Below are 14,995 nucleotides of genomic sequence, written 5' to 3'. Positions count from 1 at the left end.
GTTGTCGAGTCGCTGATCGGTTCGGCGGATACCGCCGCTTCAGGTGTTCGCTACCACTGCGCGCGCAACAGCTCGCGCACCCGCGACGAGGCCTCGCGGTTCGGCGCACCGAGGCGGCCGCGCAGGTCGCTGCTGCTGCCGATGTCCTCGACGGCCTTGGCCAGGCAATCGCGCACTCGCTGCAAGTCGGCCGCCGCGGGCTGCTCGATGTTCTCCACCGAGAGGGTTTCCCAGAGCAGGCCGAGGGTCGCGTAGTTGTCGATGTCGTAGGCCATCGGTGGCACCGATTCGGCCAGGGCTTCCAGCTCCTCGACGCTGCGCAGGGTGATGCGCGCCGCCGCGGCCTTGCCCATGGCGTGCACCATCACGCCCGGATCGCGCAGGGCGATGATCCGCTGGGCCTGATAGCCATGAGCGAGAAAGGCGCCGGACATGGCCTTGCCCACCAGCAGCGCGATCACCGGATGCCCGGCCAGCCGCGCACGGGCATAACCGTCCACCGCGCCGGCCAGCGCCTGATGAATGCCCAGCGCTTCTTCACGACGGCCATAGGCCTGGCTCGGTACGTCGACAATCGCGACCACCACGCGCTTGTCCGCCTTGTCGCAGTCCGCCTCGATCACCTCATCCAGCGCCTTACCCAGCGCCCAGCCTTCGAGCAGACCGACCTCGCCGTTGCGCGCGCGCGGGAAGGGATTCTCGGCATCCGGCACCACGGCGATATAGCGGGCGGTACGATCACCGAGCGTGCCATCGACCACCTTCACCGAGGCCGGGTAGCCCGCCTGCGCCTGACCGCCGGCCAGGGCTTGCAACCAGTTCAATCCACGGCTCATTGGGCATCTCCTTCGTAGAGGGCACGCACGGCGGAAGCATCGAGCTGCGTGCGGGTATCGACATCGGCCAGACGCTGGAGGAACCAGGCGTGGCGGCGGCTGCGTGGCTGCAGCGGCTTGCCGAGGGCGAACAGCTCATGCAGCTGCGCGCGGATGGCATCGGTGTCATCGGCGACATAGGCGTCCACCAGACCCGAGGCGTAGCGCTGCTCGCCACCGGTCAGGCTCCAGATGAAAGGACGATCGCGCGAGTCGTATTCGTCGAGCCCGGCTTCCTGCTCGATCACCTGCGGGCCATTGAGGCCGACGCGGGCCTCACGGGTAACGACCAGGTAGCTGCACAGCCCGGCGGCGATGGACATGCCGCCGAAGCAGCCGACGGAACCGGCGACCACGCCGATCACCGGCTGGTAGTCGCGCAGCTCGACGATGGTCGCCTGGATCTCGGCGATGGCGGCCAGGCCGAGGTTGGCTTCCTGCAACCGCACGCCGCCGGTTTCCAGCAACAGCACGGCGCGGGTCGGGATGCCCTTGCGGTTGTCTTCGACCGCCAGTTCCAGCGCGCCGGCGATCTTCGCGCCGCCGACCTCGCCCATGCTGCCGCCCTGGAAGGCGCCTTCGATGGCGGCGATCACCGCTGGCTGGCCGTCAATGGTGCCCTTGGCGACCACCACGCCGTCGTCGGCCTGGGTGACGATGCCCTGCTTCGGCAGCCAGGGCGAGGTGACGCGATCGAACGGATCGAGCAGTTCGCGGAAGCTGCCGTCATCCAGCAGCGCGCGGGCGCGCTGGCGGGCGCCGAGTTCGACGAAGCTGCGTGACTCGAGTAAACGGGCCACGGTGTTAGCGGACACATCAGTCATGGCCGACCTCCTCCAGTCCCTGCTCCAGGCGCAGACGCACGACGCCCGGTGTGGCCCCAAAATCGTGAATATCGATGTTCAGTGCCGGCAGGTTCTGCTCGCGGAACATCCGCTCGAACAGATTCTTCCAGCGCTGCTCGGCGCCATTGACCGAGGTGACCACCTGGATCGCCAGCTTGCCGGCCTGGCCGGGTTCCAGCAGCACTTCCAGATCGCCCGAGCCGACCACGCCGACCAGGGCCTTGCCGCGGGCGGGTTGCCCGGCGGCGAATTCGAAAGACAGGGTTTCCATGTTCAGTTGCTCCCAGTCGGCGCCGGCGCATGCGGCGCCAGGCAGTCGAGGAAAAGGGTGGCGGCCAGGAGGTCGGCGGCGCCGCCCGGCGAGGCGTTGAGGGCGAGCATGTCGCGGTCGAGCAGGCGCAGCTGGCGGCGACCGGCGAGACTCGCCGCGCCACCGGCTTCGAGCACGGCGCGGGCACCGGCCTGCATGCGGGTCAGCCCTTCGAGGCCGGCGCGGTGCAGCACGCAGGTGTCGGTCAGGCTGCTCATGATCGCCAGCAGTGCATCGAGCCTGGCGTTCTGCTCGCCGGCACCGGCACGGCGACTGGCCAGGAGCTGCGGCAAACCGTGCTCGATGACCGCGGGAAAGCCGTATTGGGCCTGTTCGCGCGCGCCGAGTACGCCGTAGCGACGGCAGACCCGCGCGCCGTGGCTGTCGGAAGTAACCGGCGCGGCCGGGTCGCTCAAACGGGCCAGTGCCGCGGCCGTTGCCGCAACGCCTCGGGAGTCAGGCGCGTCGGCTTGCAGCGCCGCCGCCGCACTGAGCAGCCCCAGCGCCCAGATCGCCCCTCGATGGGTATTTACGCCACCCGTCACGCGGAGCATGTCGGCTTCGCCGTCGCGGCCGAGCTGGCCGAGGGTTTCGCGCAAGGGCTGGCCGACTTCGCCAACTTCCTGCGCCGCTTCGGCCATCGCCTTGAACGCCGGCCACAGCGCATGCGCCGAAGCGTGCATCAGCCCCAGATGCAGATCGCTGTGCGCGCCATTGCCACGCCGGTCGACCAGCCCCGGCTTGGGCGACAGGTCGGCCTCGTCGATCAGCGCCTGCACCGCCAGGTCTGCCAGGCGCTCGGCCAGTGTCGGCTGCGCCTGTCTTGCAATGAGTGCGCTCATCACCAGCTCCTGAACTTGGCAGGCGGGTTGTAGAGGCCGCCGGACCAGTCGACCAGCTCGGCGATGCTCTTGGCGGCAAGCAATTCACGAGACGCGTCATTGCGGCGGATGCCAAGGTCTTCCGGCAGCGCGATCAGCCCTTCGCGGCGCATGCGCTCGGTGTCCTTCGGGTTGTGCCGCAGGCCGATGCTGGTAACGCCGGCCACCGCGGCGATCATCGCCTGGCGCTCTTCCAGCGAGCGCGCCTTGTACAGGTAGGCGATGCCTTCCTCGGTGAGCAGGTGGGTGACGTCGTCGCCGTAGATCATGATCGGCGCCAGCGGCATGCCGCTCTTCTTCGCCACCTCCACCGCGTCGAGCTGTTCGACGAAGGTGGGTTTGCCGCCTTCCTGGAAGGTCTCGACCATCTGCACCACGAGCTTCTTGCCGCGCTCGAGCATGGTCACCGGGGCCTCGCCTCCGGGCATGGCCATGTCCAGCCAGGCCGGCGTGGGATGGCGGCGACCGCGTGGGTCGTGGCCCATGTTCGGCGCCCCGCCGAAGCCGGCCAGGCGGCCGCGGGTCACGGTGGAGGAATGCCCGTCGCCATCCACTTGCAGCGTGGCGCCGATAAACAGGTCCACGGCGTATTGCCCGGCCAGCTGGCACATCATGCGGTTGGAGCGCATCGAGCCATCGCGACCGGTGAAGAACACGTCCGGGCGCTGGGCGATGTAGTTCTCCATGCCCAGCTCGGTGCCGAAGCAGTGCACGCTTTCGACCCAGCCGGTCTCGATCGCCGGGATCAGCGTCGGGTGTGGGTTGAGCGTCCAGTTGCGGCAGATCTTGCCTTTCAGGCCCAGCGACTCGCCGTAGGTCGGCAGGATCAGCTCGATGGCGGCGGTGTTGAAGCCGATACCGTGGTTGAGCGACTGCACGTTGTGTTTTTCGTAGATGCCGCGGATCGCCATCATCGCCATCAGCACGTGCACGGGTTTGATGTGGCGCGGGTCGCGGGTGAACAGCGGCTCGATGTAGAACGGCTTGTCGGCGACGACGACGAAATCCACCCAGCTGGCCGGGATGTCCACGCGCGGCAGCTCGTCGACGATCTCGTTGACCTGAAAGATCACGATGCCATCGCTGAATGCGGTCGGCTCGACCAGCGCCGGTGTGTCCTCAGTGCTGGGGCCGGTGTAGATGTTGCCGTGGCGGTCGGCCTGGAAGCCGGCCACCAGCGCGACGTTGGGGATCAGGTCCACCAAGAGGCGCGAATAGAGTTCGATGTAGGTGTGGATGGCGCCGACTTCCAGCAGCCCGTCTTCGAGCAGCTGGCTGATGCGCAGGCTCTGCGGACCGGCGAAGGAAAAGTCGAGCTTGCGTGCGATCTGCCGCTCGAACAGATCCAGATGCTCGGCGCGGCTGACGCTCGGCATGATCATGTGCAGGTCATGCAGCTTGCCGGGGTCGACCTTGGCGAGGGAGCGGGAGAGAAAGTCCGCCTGCTTCTGGTTGTTGCCCTCGAGGACCACGCGATCACCGGGGGCGATCAGCAGTTCCAGGGCCTCGACGATCCGCTCGCTGGGCAGCACCACGCCATCGGCGAGGCTGCGCACCTGGTCGAGACGACGGGCTTTTTCAGCGCGACGACGCGACCACTGCGGCGGTGGGGAGATTGTTGTTGTCATGGCGACTCCACAGTTTTTCCGCTTGTGGAGCGCACAGTAGGGATGTGACCGAAGGGTCATCAATCAAGCAGCGGACGCAATCGTTACGTTTGGGTTAACGATATGTCTGGACGGCCGGTTTGCTGGGGATGCAGCAGGCGCGGCGCGTTGCACGCCACGCTTATTGGAGCCGATTACTTGTCGCGATCGATGTTGAACGGCGACCAGGCCTGACGCGTCGGCATCACTTCCAGGCGGTTGATGTTGATGTGGTCCGGCAAGGTGGCGACGTAGAAGATCTGCTCGGCGATGTCCTCGGCGGTCAGCGGGGTAGTGCCGCGGTAGAGCTTGTCGCTGGCGGCCTGATCGCCCTTGGTGCGGACCAGGGTGAACTCGGTCTCGGCCATGCCCGGGGCGATGTCGGTGACGCGCACGCCGGTGCCGAGCAGGTCGCAGCGCAGGTTATAGCCGAACTGCTCGACGAAAGCCTTGGTCGCGCCGTAGACGTGGCCACCCGGATACGGCCAGTGGCCGGCCACCGAGCCGATGTTGACGATGCTGGCACCCTTGCCGGTGGCGATCAGCGTCGGCAGCAAGGCATGGGTGACGTTGACCAGGCCGGTGATGTTGGTGTCGATCATGGTGTGCCAGTCGGTCAGATCGACCTGCTGCGCCGGCTGTGGCGCCAACGCCAGGCCGGCGTTGTTGACCAGGCAATCGATCTGGCTGAACTCGGCGGGCAGCTGCTCGACCACCTCCTTCACCGCGCCGGCATGGCGCACGTCGAGGGTGGCGATGTGCACCGGCACCTTCGCCGACAGCTCGCTTTGCAGCTCTTCCAGGCGCTCGCTGCGCCGCCCGGTGAGGACCAGCGCCCAGCCGGCCTCGGCGAAGCGGCGAGCGGTGGCACGGCCGAAGCCGGAGGTGGCGCCGGTGATGAATACGATCTTCTGTTTCATGCTCTTCCTCTTTCTCTGAAATGCCGGCGTCGTGTAGGCGACGCGGCACGCGGGCGCTGTAACGGCGTTCAGCTTAGGGCGCCGGCTCGCCGAGGCAAAGCGCCGCGTGCGCTGATCGCGCGCCAAGCGGCCGCCGCTGCGCTGACCATCGAAGCTTCACCGAACGGTCATCGCAGGTTCATCGACGCTTAGTCGGACTGCAACAGAGCCTGGCTACCTTCTCGTCTAGACAAGTTGGCCGACCTCCCCGGCCGCGCAGACGAGAGGGCAAGACGATGAATGCGGCTATTCGAGTCGAGCGACTGAACAAGACCTTCGCCGGCAAGCAGGCGCTGTTCGACCTGGGCCTGGCGGTACAGCCCGGTGAAATGGTGGCGCTGATCGGCGCGTCCGGTTCCGGCAAGTCCACGCTGTTGCGCCATCTGGCCGGACTGGCCTGCTGTGACAGCTCAGCCGGCGGGCGTATCGAGGTGCTCGGCCGCGAGGTGCAGGCCACCGGCCGTCTGCATGGCGAAGTACGCCGCCTGCGCGCCGACATCGGCTACATCTTCCAGCAGTTCAACCTGGTCACCCGGCTCAGCGTGCTGGACAACGTCCTGCTCGGCTTTCTCGGCCGCATGCCGCGCTGGCGCGGATCGCTGGGCATGTTCAGTGACGAACAGAAGCGTCAGGCCATGGCCGCACTGGAGCGCGTTGGCCTGGCCGAGCGCGCCGCGCAGCGCGCCTCGACGCTCTCCGGCGGCCAGCAGCAGCGGGTGGCGATCGCCCGTGCGCTGACCCAGCAGGCCGAGGTGATCCTCGCCGACGAGCCGATCGCCTCGCTCGACCCGGAGTCGGCGCGCAAGGTCATGGAAATCCTCGCCGACATCAACCGCCAGGACGGCAAGACCGTGGTGGTAACCCTGCATCAGGTCGACTACGCCCTGCGCTACTGCTCGCGCGCCGTGGCGCTCAAGGGCGGCCGCATCCATTACGACGGCCCCTCGGCGGCGCTCAGCGACCGCCTGCTCAACGATCTCTACGGCGCCGATCTGGACGCCAGCCTGCTGTTCTCCGACCGAGCCCGTAGCGCCGAGCCGCGCCAGTTGCAGCTGGTCAACGGCTGAGCCGCCCGCCGACCCGACAACCAACGCCACACCCAAGGAGTGACCTCCATGTTGAAACGCTTCAGCCGCGCCCTCGCCGCCTCCACGCTGCTCGCCGGTGCGATGTTCGGCACCGCCCAGGCCGCCGAGACCATCACCTTCGGCATCATTTCCACCGAGTCCTCACAGAACCTGCGCAGCGTCTGGGACCCCTTCCTCGCCGACATGAGCAAGCAGACCGGCTACGAGGTGAAGGCCTTCTTCGCACCCGACTACGCCGGCGTAATCCAGGGCATGCGCTTCGACAAGGTCGATCTGGCCTGGTACGGCAACAAGTCGGCGATGGAAGCGGTGGATCGCGCCGGCGGCGAAATCTTCGCGCAGACCGTCGCCGCCAACGGCAGCCCGGGCTACTACAGCCATCTGATCGTGCACAGGGACAGCGCCCTGAACTCCGTCGAGGACGTGCTGAAGAACGCCAAGAGCCTGACCTTCGCCAACGGCGACCCGAACTCCACCTCCGGCTACCTGGTGCCCGGCTATTACGTGTTCGCCAAGAGCAAGGTCGACGCCGGCCAGGCCTTCAAGCGCAGCCTCAACGGCAGCCACGAAGTGAACGCGCTGTCGGTGGCGAACAAGCAGGTCGACGTCGGCACCTTCAACAGCGAAGGCATGGAGCGTCTTGAGATCACCGCGCCGGACAAGGCCGCGCAACTGAAGATCGTCTGGACCTCGCCGCTGATCCCGGCCGACCCGCTGGTGTGGCGCAAGAACCTGAGCGACGAGCAGAAGAACAGGCTGCGCGAGTTCTTCATGAGCTACGGCGCCAAGCCGGCCGAGAAGGAAATCCTCGCCGGCCTGCAGTGGGCACCGTTCCGCGCCTCCGACAACGACCAGCTGCTGCCGATCCGCCAGCTGGAGCTGTTCAAGAAGCGCAGCGAAGTCGCCGCCGACAGCAAGCTCTCCGACAGCGACCGCCAGGCGCAACTGCAGGGCATCGACCAGGAGCTGGCCAAGCTGGAGCAGCGCATGGCCGAGCGCGAGCAGAAGACAGCGACCGCCAAGGCCAGCTGAGCAACGCCGGGCGCGGCGCGCTGGCGCCACGCCCCCGTCCGTGCCGTTTGTGAGAACCGAACATGACCACTCTGAGCACTACACCGCCGTTGGCGGGCAACGACAAGCGCAGCTGGTTGCGCCTGCTCGGCTGGGGCCTGTGCCTGGCCGTACTGGCCTGGTCCTGGCAGGGCGCGGAGATGAATCCGCTGCTGCTGATTCGTGACAGCGCCAACATGGCGACCTTTGCCGCCGACTTCTTCCCGCCGGACTTCAGCAACTGGCAGCTGTACCTCAAGGAGATGATCACCACGGTGCACATCGCCCTCTGGGGCACCCTGCTGGCGATCGTCTGCGCCATCCCGCTCGGCATTCTCAGCTCCGAGAACATCGTGCCCTGGTGGGTCTACCAGCCGGTGCGCCGGCTGATGGATGCCTGCCGGTCGATCAACGAGATGGTCTTCGCCATGCTCTTCGTCGTCGCCGTCGGCCTCGGCCCCTTCGCCGGCGTGCTGGCGCTGTGGATCAGCACCACCGGCGTGCTCGCCAAGCTGTTCGCCGAGGCGGTGGAAGCCATCGAGCCAGGCCCGGTGGAAGGCGTGCGCGCCACCGGTGCCAGTGCGCTGCAGGAAGTCATCTTCGGGGTGATTCCGCAGGTACTGCCGCTGTGGATTTCCTACTCGCTGTACCGCTTCGAATCCAACGTACGCTCGGCCACGGTGGTCGGCATGGTCGGCGCCGGCGGCATCGGCGTGATCCTCTGGGAAGCCATCCGCGGTTTCCAGTTCGGCCAGACCGCCGCCCTGCTGCTGATCATCATCGCCGTGGTGAGCCTGATCGACCTGTGCTCCCAACGCCTGCGCAAGCTCTTCATCTGACGGAGTGAGGCGCTGTGCGCCTCTCGAAAAAAACCATGCAGTTGTCTAGACAACCCAGCGAACCGCTTTACCTCGAACTGGCCCAGGTGCTGCGCGGCGAGCTGCGCCACTACCGCATCGGCGACTTCCTGCCTGGCGAGATGCAGCTGGCGCGGCGCTTCGCGGTCAACCGCCACACCCTGCGCCGCGCCGTCGACGAGCTGATCAACGAGGGCCGCCTGCTGCGCCGCCAGGGCAAGGGCACGCAGGTGCTGCAACGCCCGCTGGTCTATCCGCTGCAGGCCGACAGCGCCTACAGCGATGCGCTGGCCGCCCTCGGCGTGCGCACCGAGGCGCGCCTGCTCGAGCGCCGCCAGCTCAGCGCCAGTGCCGAGGAAGCGCGCCACCTGCAACTGGCCGAGGGCGCCGCGCTGATCGAGCTGAGCACCCTGCGCCTGCTCGACGGTGAGCCGGTCAGCCTGATCCGCCACCGCTACTGCGCCAGCCACGCCGAACTGCTCGCCGACTACCAGGGCGGCTCGTTGCGCCGCTACCTCGGCGAACGCGGCCTGCCGCTGACGCGCCGTTTCAGCCTGATCGGCGCGCGCCTGGCCGATCGCGACGAGGCCGCACAGCTGCTGATGCCCCTGCGCATGCCGCTGCTGTCGGTGTTCACCCTGTCCTGCGACGCCAGCGGCCGACCGCTGGAGATCGCCCTCTCGGCCAGCCGTTCCGACCGCTTCCAATACCAGGTCGCCACCTGATGGAGAACCCCATGCACACCCGCGAACAATCCCCACGCCAGCGCTGGATGGCCGTACTGGCCCGCGCCAGTGCCGCCGAACTGGCGCCTTTCGAGAGCGCCCTGCGCGACTGCGCCTACCAGCTGATCCGCCCGGCGGAAATCGGCATGACCTTGGTGCGCGGCCGCATGGGCGGCACCGGCGCGCCGTTCAACCTCGGCGAGATGAGCGTCACCCGCTGCGTGGTGCGCCTGGCCGATGGCAGCACCGGCTACAGCTACCGCGCCGGTCGCGACAAGCGCCAGGCCGAGCTCGCCGCCCTCGCCGATGCCCATCTGCAAGGCCCGCAACAAAGCCGCTGGCTCGCCGAGCTGATCGAACCGCTGGCCGCCGCGCAGGCCCGACGCGCCGCGCAACAAGCTGCCGAAACCGCCACTACCCGCGTGGAGTTCTTCACGCTGCTGCGAGGAGAAGACTGATGCATCGCGCCCCATCCGACCTGTTGCAGGCCGCTTTCGCCGACCCGGTGCTGGACGCGCAGAAGTGCTTTCGCGCCGCGCTCAAGGCCTTGTCCGAACCGGGCACGCGCCAGCCGCTGGTCAGCGTCGCCGCCATCGAGCCACTGCAGGCTGCCGGCTACGCGCTGTGCCTGAGCCTGCTGGATAACGACACGCCGCTGTGGCTGGCGCCGGCCTTCGACACCCCGGCAATCCGCACCAACCTGGCCTTCCACTGTGGCTGCCCAATTGTCGAGACACGCGGGGAGGCCATGTTCGCCCTGCTCGACGCCGCCGCCCTGGACGACCTCTCCGGCTTCTACGCCGGCAGCGAACGCTACCCGGACCAGTCCTGCACATTGCTGATCCAGCTGGAGCACCTCGACCGCGGCCCGGCACTGAGCTGGCAGGGCCCGGGTATCGACGGCAGCCGCCTGGTCGGCCTGCCGCTGGCGCCGGCGTTCTGGCAGCAGCGCGCCGCACGCAACGACTTCCCGCGCGGGCTGGACGCGCTGATCTGCGCCGATGGCGAAGTGCTCGGCCTGCCGCGCAGCACGCGCATCGGCGATTCGCTGCAGGAGGTGGCCTGATGTACGTCGCGGTCAAGGGTGGCGAACAGGCCATCGACAACGCCCACGCGCTGCTGGCGAAGAAGCGCCGCGGTGACACCGGCATCGCCGAACTCGGCGTCGAGCAGATTCGCCAGCAGCTGCCGCTCGCCGTGGCGCGGGTGATGAGCGAAGGCTCGCTGTACGACGAGGAACTCGCCGCGCTGGCGATCAAGCAGGCCGCCGGCGATCTGGTCGAGGCGATCTTCCTCTTGCGCGCCTACCGCACCACGCTGCCACGCTTCGCCGAGAGCCTGCCGCTGGACACCGGCGCCATGCAGCTCAGCCGGCGCATCTCGGCGACCTTCAAGGACGTGCCCGGCGGCCAGTTGCTCGGCCCGACCTTCGACTACACCCACCGCCTGCTCGATTTCGCCCTGCTCGCCGAAGGCGAACGCCCCGGCCCGCAGGTGGATGCCAGCGCCACGCTGAGCAACTGCCCCCGCGTACTCGGCCTGCTCGGAGAGGAAGGCCTGATGACGCCGGAAATCGACCGCGGCGAGCCGGTGCCGGACCTCACCCGCGAGCCACTGGAGTTGCCCTGCAGCCGCGCCGAACGCCTGCAGGCACTGGCGCGCGGCGACGAGGGCTTTCTCCTGGCGCTGGGCTATTCGACCCAGCGCGGCTACGGCCGCAACCACCCGTTCGCCGGCGAGATTCGCATCGGCACCGCCGAGGTCTGGATCGAGCCGCAGGAGCTGGGCTTCCCGGTCTGCCTCGGCGAGATCGAGCTGACCGAGTGCGAGATGGTCAACCAGTTCGTCGGCGAGAGCGCCGCGCAGGCGCAGTTCACCCGTGGCTACGGCCTGGCCTTCGGTTATGCCGAGCGCAAGGCGATGGGCATGGCGCTGGTCGACCGCGCACTGCGTGCCGGCGAGTACGGCGAGGAGGTGCAGGGCCCGGCGCAGCAGGAGGAATTCGTCCTGATGCACTGCGACAACGTCGAGGCTGCCGGCTTCGTCTCGCACCTGAAACTGCCGCACTACGTCGACTTCCAATCCGAGCTGGAGCTGATCCGCAAGCTGCGCCAGCCGCAGGCCGAGCAGACCGAATCGCTCGCCGAGACGCCAGCGAAGGAGAAACGCGCATGAATGCCCACGCCATCCCCGCCAGCGAGGCGGGCTACAACTTCGCCTACCTCGACGAACAGACCAAGCGCATGATCCGCCGCGCGCTGCTCAAGGCGGTCGCCATTCCCGGCTATCAAGTGCCCTTCGGCGGCCGCGAGATGCCGCTGCCCTACGGCTGGGGCACCGGCGGCATGCAGCTGACCGCGGCCATTCTCGGCGCCGACGACGTGCTCAAGGTGATCGACCAAGGCGCCGACGACACCACCAACGCGGTGTCGATCCGCCGCTTCTTCGCCCGCACCGCCGGGGTCGCCACCACCGAGCGCACCCCCGCGGCGACGGTGATCCAGACCCGCCACCGCATCCCGGAAACGCCGCTCGCCGCCGGGCAGATCATGGTCTACCAGGTGCCGATTCCCGAGCCGCTGCGCTTCATCGAGCCGTCGGAAACCGAGACGCGCACCATGCACGCGCTGGGCGACTACGGCGTGATGCACGTGAAGCTCTACGAGGACATCGCCACCTTCGGCCACATCGCCACCAGCTACGCCTACCCGGTAACGGTGGACGGGCGCTACGTGATGGATCCCTCGCCGATTCCCAAATTCGACAACCCCAAGCTGGACCGCAGCCCGGCGCTGATGCTGTTCGGCGCCGGCCGCGAGAAGCGCCTCTACGCCGTGCCGCCGTACACCCGCGTGGTCAGCCTGGATTTCGAGGATCACCCGTTCCAGATCCAGCAATGGGAGCAGTGCTGCGCCATCTGCGGCAGCGGCGATTCCTACCTCGACGAACTGATCGTCGACGACGCCGGCAGCAAGCAGTTCGTCTGCTCGGATACCGACTATTGCGCGCAGCGCGCCCAGCAACAGGAGAACCGCCCATGAGCGCCGCCGAACAGCTGCTGCCCGCCGCAAGCGTCAGCACCGAGCCGCTGTTCGCGGTGCGCGACCTGACCCGCCTGTACGGCCCGGACAAGGGCTGCCAGGGCGTGTCCTTCGACCTTTACCCCGGCGAAGTGCTGGGCATCGTCGGCGAGTCCGGCTCGGGCAAGTCCACCCTGCTCTCGCTGCTCTGCGGCCGCTGCCCGCCGGATCGCGGCAGCGTGCAGTACCGCGATGCTGCCGGCGACTGGCTCGACCTCTACGCCGCCAGCGAGGCTGAGCGGCGCACGCTGCTGCGCACCGAATGGGGCTTCGTCGAACAGAACCCGCGCGACGGCCTGCGCATGGGCGTTTCCGCCGGCGCCAACATCGGCGAGCGGCTGATGGCCCAGGGCGTCAGGCATTACGGTCAGCTGCGCGCCGCCGGGCTGGATTGGCTGCAACAGGTGGAGATCGACCCGGCGCGCATCGACGACCTGCCGCGGACCTTCTCCGGCGGCATGCAGCAGCGCCTGCAGATCGCCCGCAATCTGGTTTCCAGTCCGAAGCTGGTGTTCATGGACGAGCCCACCGGCGGCCTCGACGTGTCGGTGCAGGCACGTCTGCTCGACCTCCTGCGCGGGCTGGTGCGCGAGCTGGATCTGGCGGTGGTGATCGTGACCCACGACCTCGCCGTGGCGCGCCTGCTGGCCGACCGGCTGATGGTGATGCGCCGCTCGCGAGTGGTGGAGGCCGGCCTGACCGACCAGATCCTCGACGACCCGCAGCACCCCTATACGCAGCTGCTGGTGTCCTCGGTGCTGCAGCCATGAAGGAATCCGCCATGAACACGCTGATCGAGGTCCGTGACCTCGCCAAGACCTTCACCCTGCACCAGCAGCACGGCGTCAGCCTGCAGGTGCTGCGCGGGCTGAGCTTCACCGTCGCGGCCGGCGAATGCCTGGTGCTGCACGGCCAGTCCGGCGCCGGCAAGTCGACCCTGCTGCGCACGCTGTACGGCAACTACCTGCCCGCCGGCGGCAGCATCCGCATCCGCCATGCCGGCGACTGGCTGGAGCTGGTCGGCGCCGAGCCGCGCCAGGTACTCGCCGTGCGCCGGCAGACGCTGGGCTACGTCAGCCAGTTCCTGCGGGTGATCCCGCGGGTGCCGGCGCTGGAGGTGGTGATGGAACCGGCGCTGGCGCGCGGCTGGACGCGTGCCGACGCCGAGGCGCGGGCCAAGGCGCTGCTGACCCGGCTGAACATTCCCGAACGGCTCTGGCAGCTCGCCCCCGGCACCTTTTCCGGCGGCGAGCAGCAACGCGTCAACCTGGCGCGCGGCTTCATGGTGAGCTGGCCGGTGATGCTGCTCGACGAACCCACCGCCTCGCTGGACGAAGCCAACGCCCGCGTGGTGCTGGAACTGATCGACGAGGCCAAGGCGGCCGGCAGCGCGCTGATCGGCATCTTCCACGACCGCGCGATCCGCGAGGCAGTCGCCGACCGTTACCTGGACATGACGCAGGAGGACCTGGCCCATGCCAGCTGAACAGATACTCAGCAACGCCCGGCTGGTACTGGCCGATCAGGTGATCCACGGCAGCCTGCTGATTCGCGACGGCCTGATCGCCGACATCAGCGCAGGCGCCAGCAGTCTGCCGCAGGCCCAGGACCTGGACGGCGCCCTGCTGCTGCCGGGGCTGGTGGAGCTGCACACCGACAATCTGGAAAAGCACATGAGCCCGCGCCCCGGCGTCGACTGGCCATCCGCCTCGGCAGTGCTGACCCATGACGCGCAGATCGTCGCCGCCGGCATCACCACGGTGTTCGATGCGCTGTCGATCGGCGACATCAATCCCAAGGGCAAGCGCATGCAGCAGCTCGGCGTAATGCTCGAGGCCATCGCCGCGGCCGAAGCGGCCGGGCAGACCCGCGCCGAACACCGCCTGCACCTGCGCTGCGAAGTCAGCCATCCGCAGTGCCTGGAGCTGTTCCGCGAGCTGGTCGAGCAGCCGCTGGTGCAGCTGGTCTCGGTGATGGACCACGCGCCGGGCCAGCGCCAGTTCGCGCGCATGGAGAAGTACCGCGAGTACTACATGGGCAAGTACCACCTGAGCCCGGCGGAGATGGATCGCTTCGTCAGCGAGCAGCTGGCCAACTCGGCGCGGCATAGCGACCAGCAGCGTGCGGCTATCGTCGACATCTGCCGCAGCCGCGAGCTGGCGCTGGCCAGCCACGACGACGCGACCCTGGAGCACGTTACTGAGTCGGCCGACTACGGCATGGCCATCGCCGAATTCCCGACCACCTTCGAGGCCGCCGAGGCCAGCCACGCGCGCGGGCTGAAGGTGCTGATGGGCGCGCCGAACATCGTTCGCGGCGGCTCGCACTCGGGCAACATCGCCGCTGCCGACCTGGCGCAACGCGGCGTGCTGGACATCCTCTCCAGCGACTACTACCCGGCCAGCCTGCTGCAGGCGGCGCTGGGCCTGGCCGAGCAGGACAACGGCTACGACCTGCCGCGCGCCATCGCCACCATCAGCCTGGCGCCGGCGCGCGCGGCCGGGCTGGATGATCGTGGCGAGATCGCCGTCGGCCTGCGCGCGGACCTGGTGCAGGCGCAGGTACACAACGGCCAGCCGGTGATCGGCCAGGTCTGGCGCCAGGGCCGGAGGGTGTTCTGATGCGCCGAGCACAGCCTGTCGACCGCGCCGCCCCCGCACCTGCGGCGGGCTCTATACT

At 68.3% G+C, this 14,995-nt stretch carries 17 protein-coding genes; 11 read left to right on the top strand and 6 right to left on the bottom strand.

The genetic code is table 11. The annotated features are described in order from the left end of the window. Positions 1-50 precede the first annotated feature (50 nt). From mdcE to PSEST_RS00505, 6 genes are all read right to left on the bottom strand, one after another. Positions 51-836: a biotin-independent malonate decarboxylase subunit gamma gene (mdcE, locus tag PSEST_RS00530; RefSeq protein WP_015275133.1), complete on the bottom strand. Its 786-nt coding sequence runs from the start codon at positions 834-836 to the stop codon at positions 51-53. After that, a complete protein-coding gene (locus PSEST_RS00525) occupies positions 833-1,699 on the bottom strand; it encodes a biotin-independent malonate decarboxylase subunit beta (protein ID WP_015275132.1) in 867 nt (288 codons plus the stop codon). Before PSEST_RS00525 ends, mdcE begins: the two co-directional genes overlap by 4 nt. After that, positions 1,692-1,991, bottom strand: a complete 300-nt coding sequence (locus PSEST_RS00520) for a malonate decarboxylase subunit delta (protein ID WP_015275131.1) — start codon at positions 1,989-1,991, stop codon at positions 1,692-1,694. Before PSEST_RS00520 ends, PSEST_RS00525 begins: the two co-directional genes overlap by 8 nt. Positions 1,992-1,993: 2 nt before the next feature. Further along, a complete protein-coding gene (locus tag PSEST_RS00515) occupies positions 1,994-2,872 on the bottom strand; it encodes a triphosphoribosyl-dephospho-CoA synthase (protein ID WP_015275130.1) in 879 nt (292 codons plus the stop codon). After that, the gene (mdcA, locus tag PSEST_RS00510; protein ID WP_015275129.1) at positions 2,872-4,539 is read right to left on the bottom strand and encodes a malonate decarboxylase subunit alpha; all 1,668 of its coding nucleotides are present in this window, start codon (positions 4,537-4,539) and stop codon (positions 2,872-2,874) included. The genes PSEST_RS00515 and mdcA overlap by 1 nt, the downstream gene beginning before the upstream one ends. A 173-nt stretch (positions 4,540-4,712) precedes the next feature. Then, positions 4,713-5,477, bottom strand: coding sequence for an SDR family oxidoreductase (locus PSEST_RS00505; protein WP_015275128.1), 765 nt, complete (start codon positions 5,475-5,477; stop codon positions 4,713-4,715). 275 nt (positions 5,478-5,752) lie between these two features. On the opposite strand from PSEST_RS00505, the gene phnC reads away from it, so the two are divergent. The 11 genes from phnC to PSEST_RS00450 all read left to right on the top strand — a co-directional run bounded on the left by phnC (position 5,753) and on the right by PSEST_RS00450 (position 14,937). Further along, positions 5,753-6,583 carry a phosphonate ABC transporter ATP-binding protein gene (gene phnC, locus PSEST_RS00500; RefSeq protein ID WP_015275127.1) on the top strand — a complete coding sequence of 277 codons (831 nt, stop codon included), beginning with the start codon at positions 5,753-5,755 and terminating at the stop codon, positions 6,581-6,583. 48 nt (positions 6,584-6,631) lie between these two features. Further along, positions 6,632-7,636, top strand: a complete 1,005-nt coding sequence (phnD, locus tag PSEST_RS00495; RefSeq protein ID WP_015275126.1) for a phosphonate ABC transporter substrate-binding protein — start codon at positions 6,632-6,634, stop codon at positions 7,634-7,636. A 62-nt stretch (positions 7,637-7,698) separates the two neighbouring features. Continuing rightward, positions 7,699-8,493: a phosphonate ABC transporter, permease protein PhnE gene (phnE, locus tag PSEST_RS00490; protein ID WP_015275125.1), complete on the top strand. Its 795-nt coding sequence runs from the start codon at positions 7,699-7,701 to the stop codon at positions 8,491-8,493. Positions 8,494-8,528: 35 nt separating this feature from the next. After that, complete coding sequence (gene phnF, locus PSEST_RS00485) at positions 8,529-9,236, top strand: phosphonate metabolism transcriptional regulator PhnF (RefSeq protein WP_041756387.1); 708 nt, start codon at positions 8,529-8,531, stop codon at positions 9,234-9,236. An 11-nt stretch (positions 9,237-9,247) separates the two neighbouring features. Further along, positions 9,248-9,694: a phosphonate C-P lyase system protein PhnG gene (phnG, locus tag PSEST_RS00480; protein WP_015275123.1), complete on the top strand. Its 447-nt coding sequence runs from the start codon at positions 9,248-9,250 to the stop codon at positions 9,692-9,694. Next, positions 9,694-10,302 carry a phosphonate C-P lyase system protein PhnH gene (phnH, locus tag PSEST_RS00475; protein WP_015275122.1) on the top strand — a complete coding sequence of 203 codons (609 nt, stop codon included), beginning with the start codon at positions 9,694-9,696 and terminating at the stop codon, positions 10,300-10,302. Before phnG ends, phnH begins: the two co-directional genes overlap by 1 nt. Continuing rightward, on the top strand, positions 10,302-11,411 hold the full coding sequence (locus PSEST_RS00470; RefSeq protein WP_015275121.1) for a carbon-phosphorus lyase complex subunit PhnI: 1,110 nt from the start codon (positions 10,302-10,304) through the stop codon (positions 11,409-11,411). Before phnH ends, PSEST_RS00470 begins: the two co-directional genes overlap by 1 nt. After that, positions 11,408-12,277 carry an alpha-D-ribose 1-methylphosphonate 5-phosphate C-P-lyase PhnJ gene (locus tag PSEST_RS00465; protein WP_015275120.1) on the top strand — a complete coding sequence of 290 codons (870 nt, stop codon included), beginning with the start codon at positions 11,408-11,410 and terminating at the stop codon, positions 12,275-12,277. Before PSEST_RS00470 ends, PSEST_RS00465 begins: the two co-directional genes overlap by 4 nt. Next, the gene (phnK, locus tag PSEST_RS00460) at positions 12,274-13,086 is read left to right on the top strand and encodes a phosphonate C-P lyase system protein PhnK (RefSeq protein WP_015275119.1); all 813 of its coding nucleotides are present in this window, start codon (positions 12,274-12,276) and stop codon (positions 13,084-13,086) included. The genes PSEST_RS00465 and phnK overlap by 4 nt, the downstream gene beginning before the upstream one ends. 11 nt (positions 13,087-13,097) lie before the next feature. After that, positions 13,098-13,802 carry a phosphonate C-P lyase system protein PhnL gene (phnL, locus tag PSEST_RS00455; RefSeq protein ID WP_015275118.1) on the top strand — a complete coding sequence of 235 codons (705 nt, stop codon included), beginning with the start codon at positions 13,098-13,100 and terminating at the stop codon, positions 13,800-13,802. After that, entirely contained in the window at positions 13,792-14,937 is a 1,146-nt protein-coding gene (locus tag PSEST_RS00450; RefSeq protein WP_015275117.1) for an alpha-D-ribose 1-methylphosphonate 5-triphosphate diphosphatase, read from the top strand. Before phnL ends, PSEST_RS00450 begins: the two co-directional genes overlap by 11 nt. Positions 14,938-14,995: the final 58 nt, after the last annotated feature.

It is taken from the genome of Stutzerimonas stutzeri RCH2, from assembly GCF_000327065.1.
Taxonomy (GTDB): domain Bacteria; phylum Pseudomonadota; class Gammaproteobacteria; order Pseudomonadales; family Pseudomonadaceae; genus Stutzerimonas; species Stutzerimonas stutzeri_AE.
This window is presented reverse-complemented; position numbering and strand designations above follow the sequence as displayed.

What these genes read in the sequence shown, in the direction of transcription:
- PSEST_RS00525 (WP_015275132.1), bottom strand. Translation starts at nt 1,699, where the DNA reads ATGACTGATGTGTCCGCTAACACCGTGGCCCGTTTACTCGAGTCACGC.
- phnH (WP_015275122.1), top strand. Translation starts at nt 9,694, where the DNA reads ATGCATCGCGCCCCATCCGACCTGTTGCAGGCCGCTTTCGCCGACCCG.
- phnK (WP_015275119.1), top strand. Translation starts at nt 12,274, where the DNA reads ATGAGCGCCGCCGAACAGCTGCTGCCCGCCGCAAGCGTCAGCACCGAG.
- PSEST_RS00520 (WP_015275131.1), bottom strand. Translation starts at nt 1,991, where the DNA reads ATGGAAACCCTGTCTTTCGAATTCGCCGCCGGGCAACCCGCCCGCGGC.
- mdcE (WP_015275133.1), bottom strand. Translation starts at nt 836, where the DNA reads ATGAGCCGTGGATTGAACTGGTTGCAAGCCCTGGCCGGCGGTCAGGCG.
- phnG (WP_015275123.1), top strand. Translation starts at nt 9,248, where the DNA reads ATGCACACCCGCGAACAATCCCCACGCCAGCGCTGGATGGCCGTACTG.
- PSEST_RS00470 (WP_015275121.1), top strand. Translation starts at nt 10,302, where the DNA reads ATGTACGTCGCGGTCAAGGGTGGCGAACAGGCCATCGACAACGCCCAC.
- phnC (WP_015275127.1), top strand. Translation starts at nt 5,753, where the DNA reads ATGAATGCGGCTATTCGAGTCGAGCGACTGAACAAGACCTTCGCCGGC.
- PSEST_RS00505 (WP_015275128.1), bottom strand. Translation starts at nt 5,477, where the DNA reads ATGAAACAGAAGATCGTATTCATCACCGGCGCCACCTCCGGCTTCGGC.
- phnF (WP_041756387.1), top strand. Translation starts at nt 8,529, where the DNA reads ATGCAGTTGTCTAGACAACCCAGCGAACCGCTTTACCTCGAACTGGCC.
- phnL (WP_015275118.1), top strand. Translation starts at nt 13,098, where the DNA reads ATGAACACGCTGATCGAGGTCCGTGACCTCGCCAAGACCTTCACCCTG.
- phnD (WP_015275126.1), top strand. Translation starts at nt 6,632, where the DNA reads ATGTTGAAACGCTTCAGCCGCGCCCTCGCCGCCTCCACGCTGCTCGCC.
- phnE (WP_015275125.1), top strand. Translation starts at nt 7,699, where the DNA reads ATGACCACTCTGAGCACTACACCGCCGTTGGCGGGCAACGACAAGCGC.
- PSEST_RS00465 (WP_015275120.1), top strand. Translation starts at nt 11,408, where the DNA reads ATGAATGCCCACGCCATCCCCGCCAGCGAGGCGGGCTACAACTTCGCC.
- PSEST_RS00450 (WP_015275117.1), top strand. Translation starts at nt 13,792, where the DNA reads ATGCCAGCTGAACAGATACTCAGCAACGCCCGGCTGGTACTGGCCGAT.
- mdcA (WP_015275129.1), bottom strand. Translation starts at nt 4,539, where the DNA reads ATGACAACAACAATCTCCCCACCGCCGCAGTGGTCGCGTCGTCGCGCT.
- PSEST_RS00515 (WP_015275130.1), bottom strand. Translation starts at nt 2,872, where the DNA reads ATGAGCGCACTCATTGCAAGACAGGCGCAGCCGACACTGGCCGAGCGC.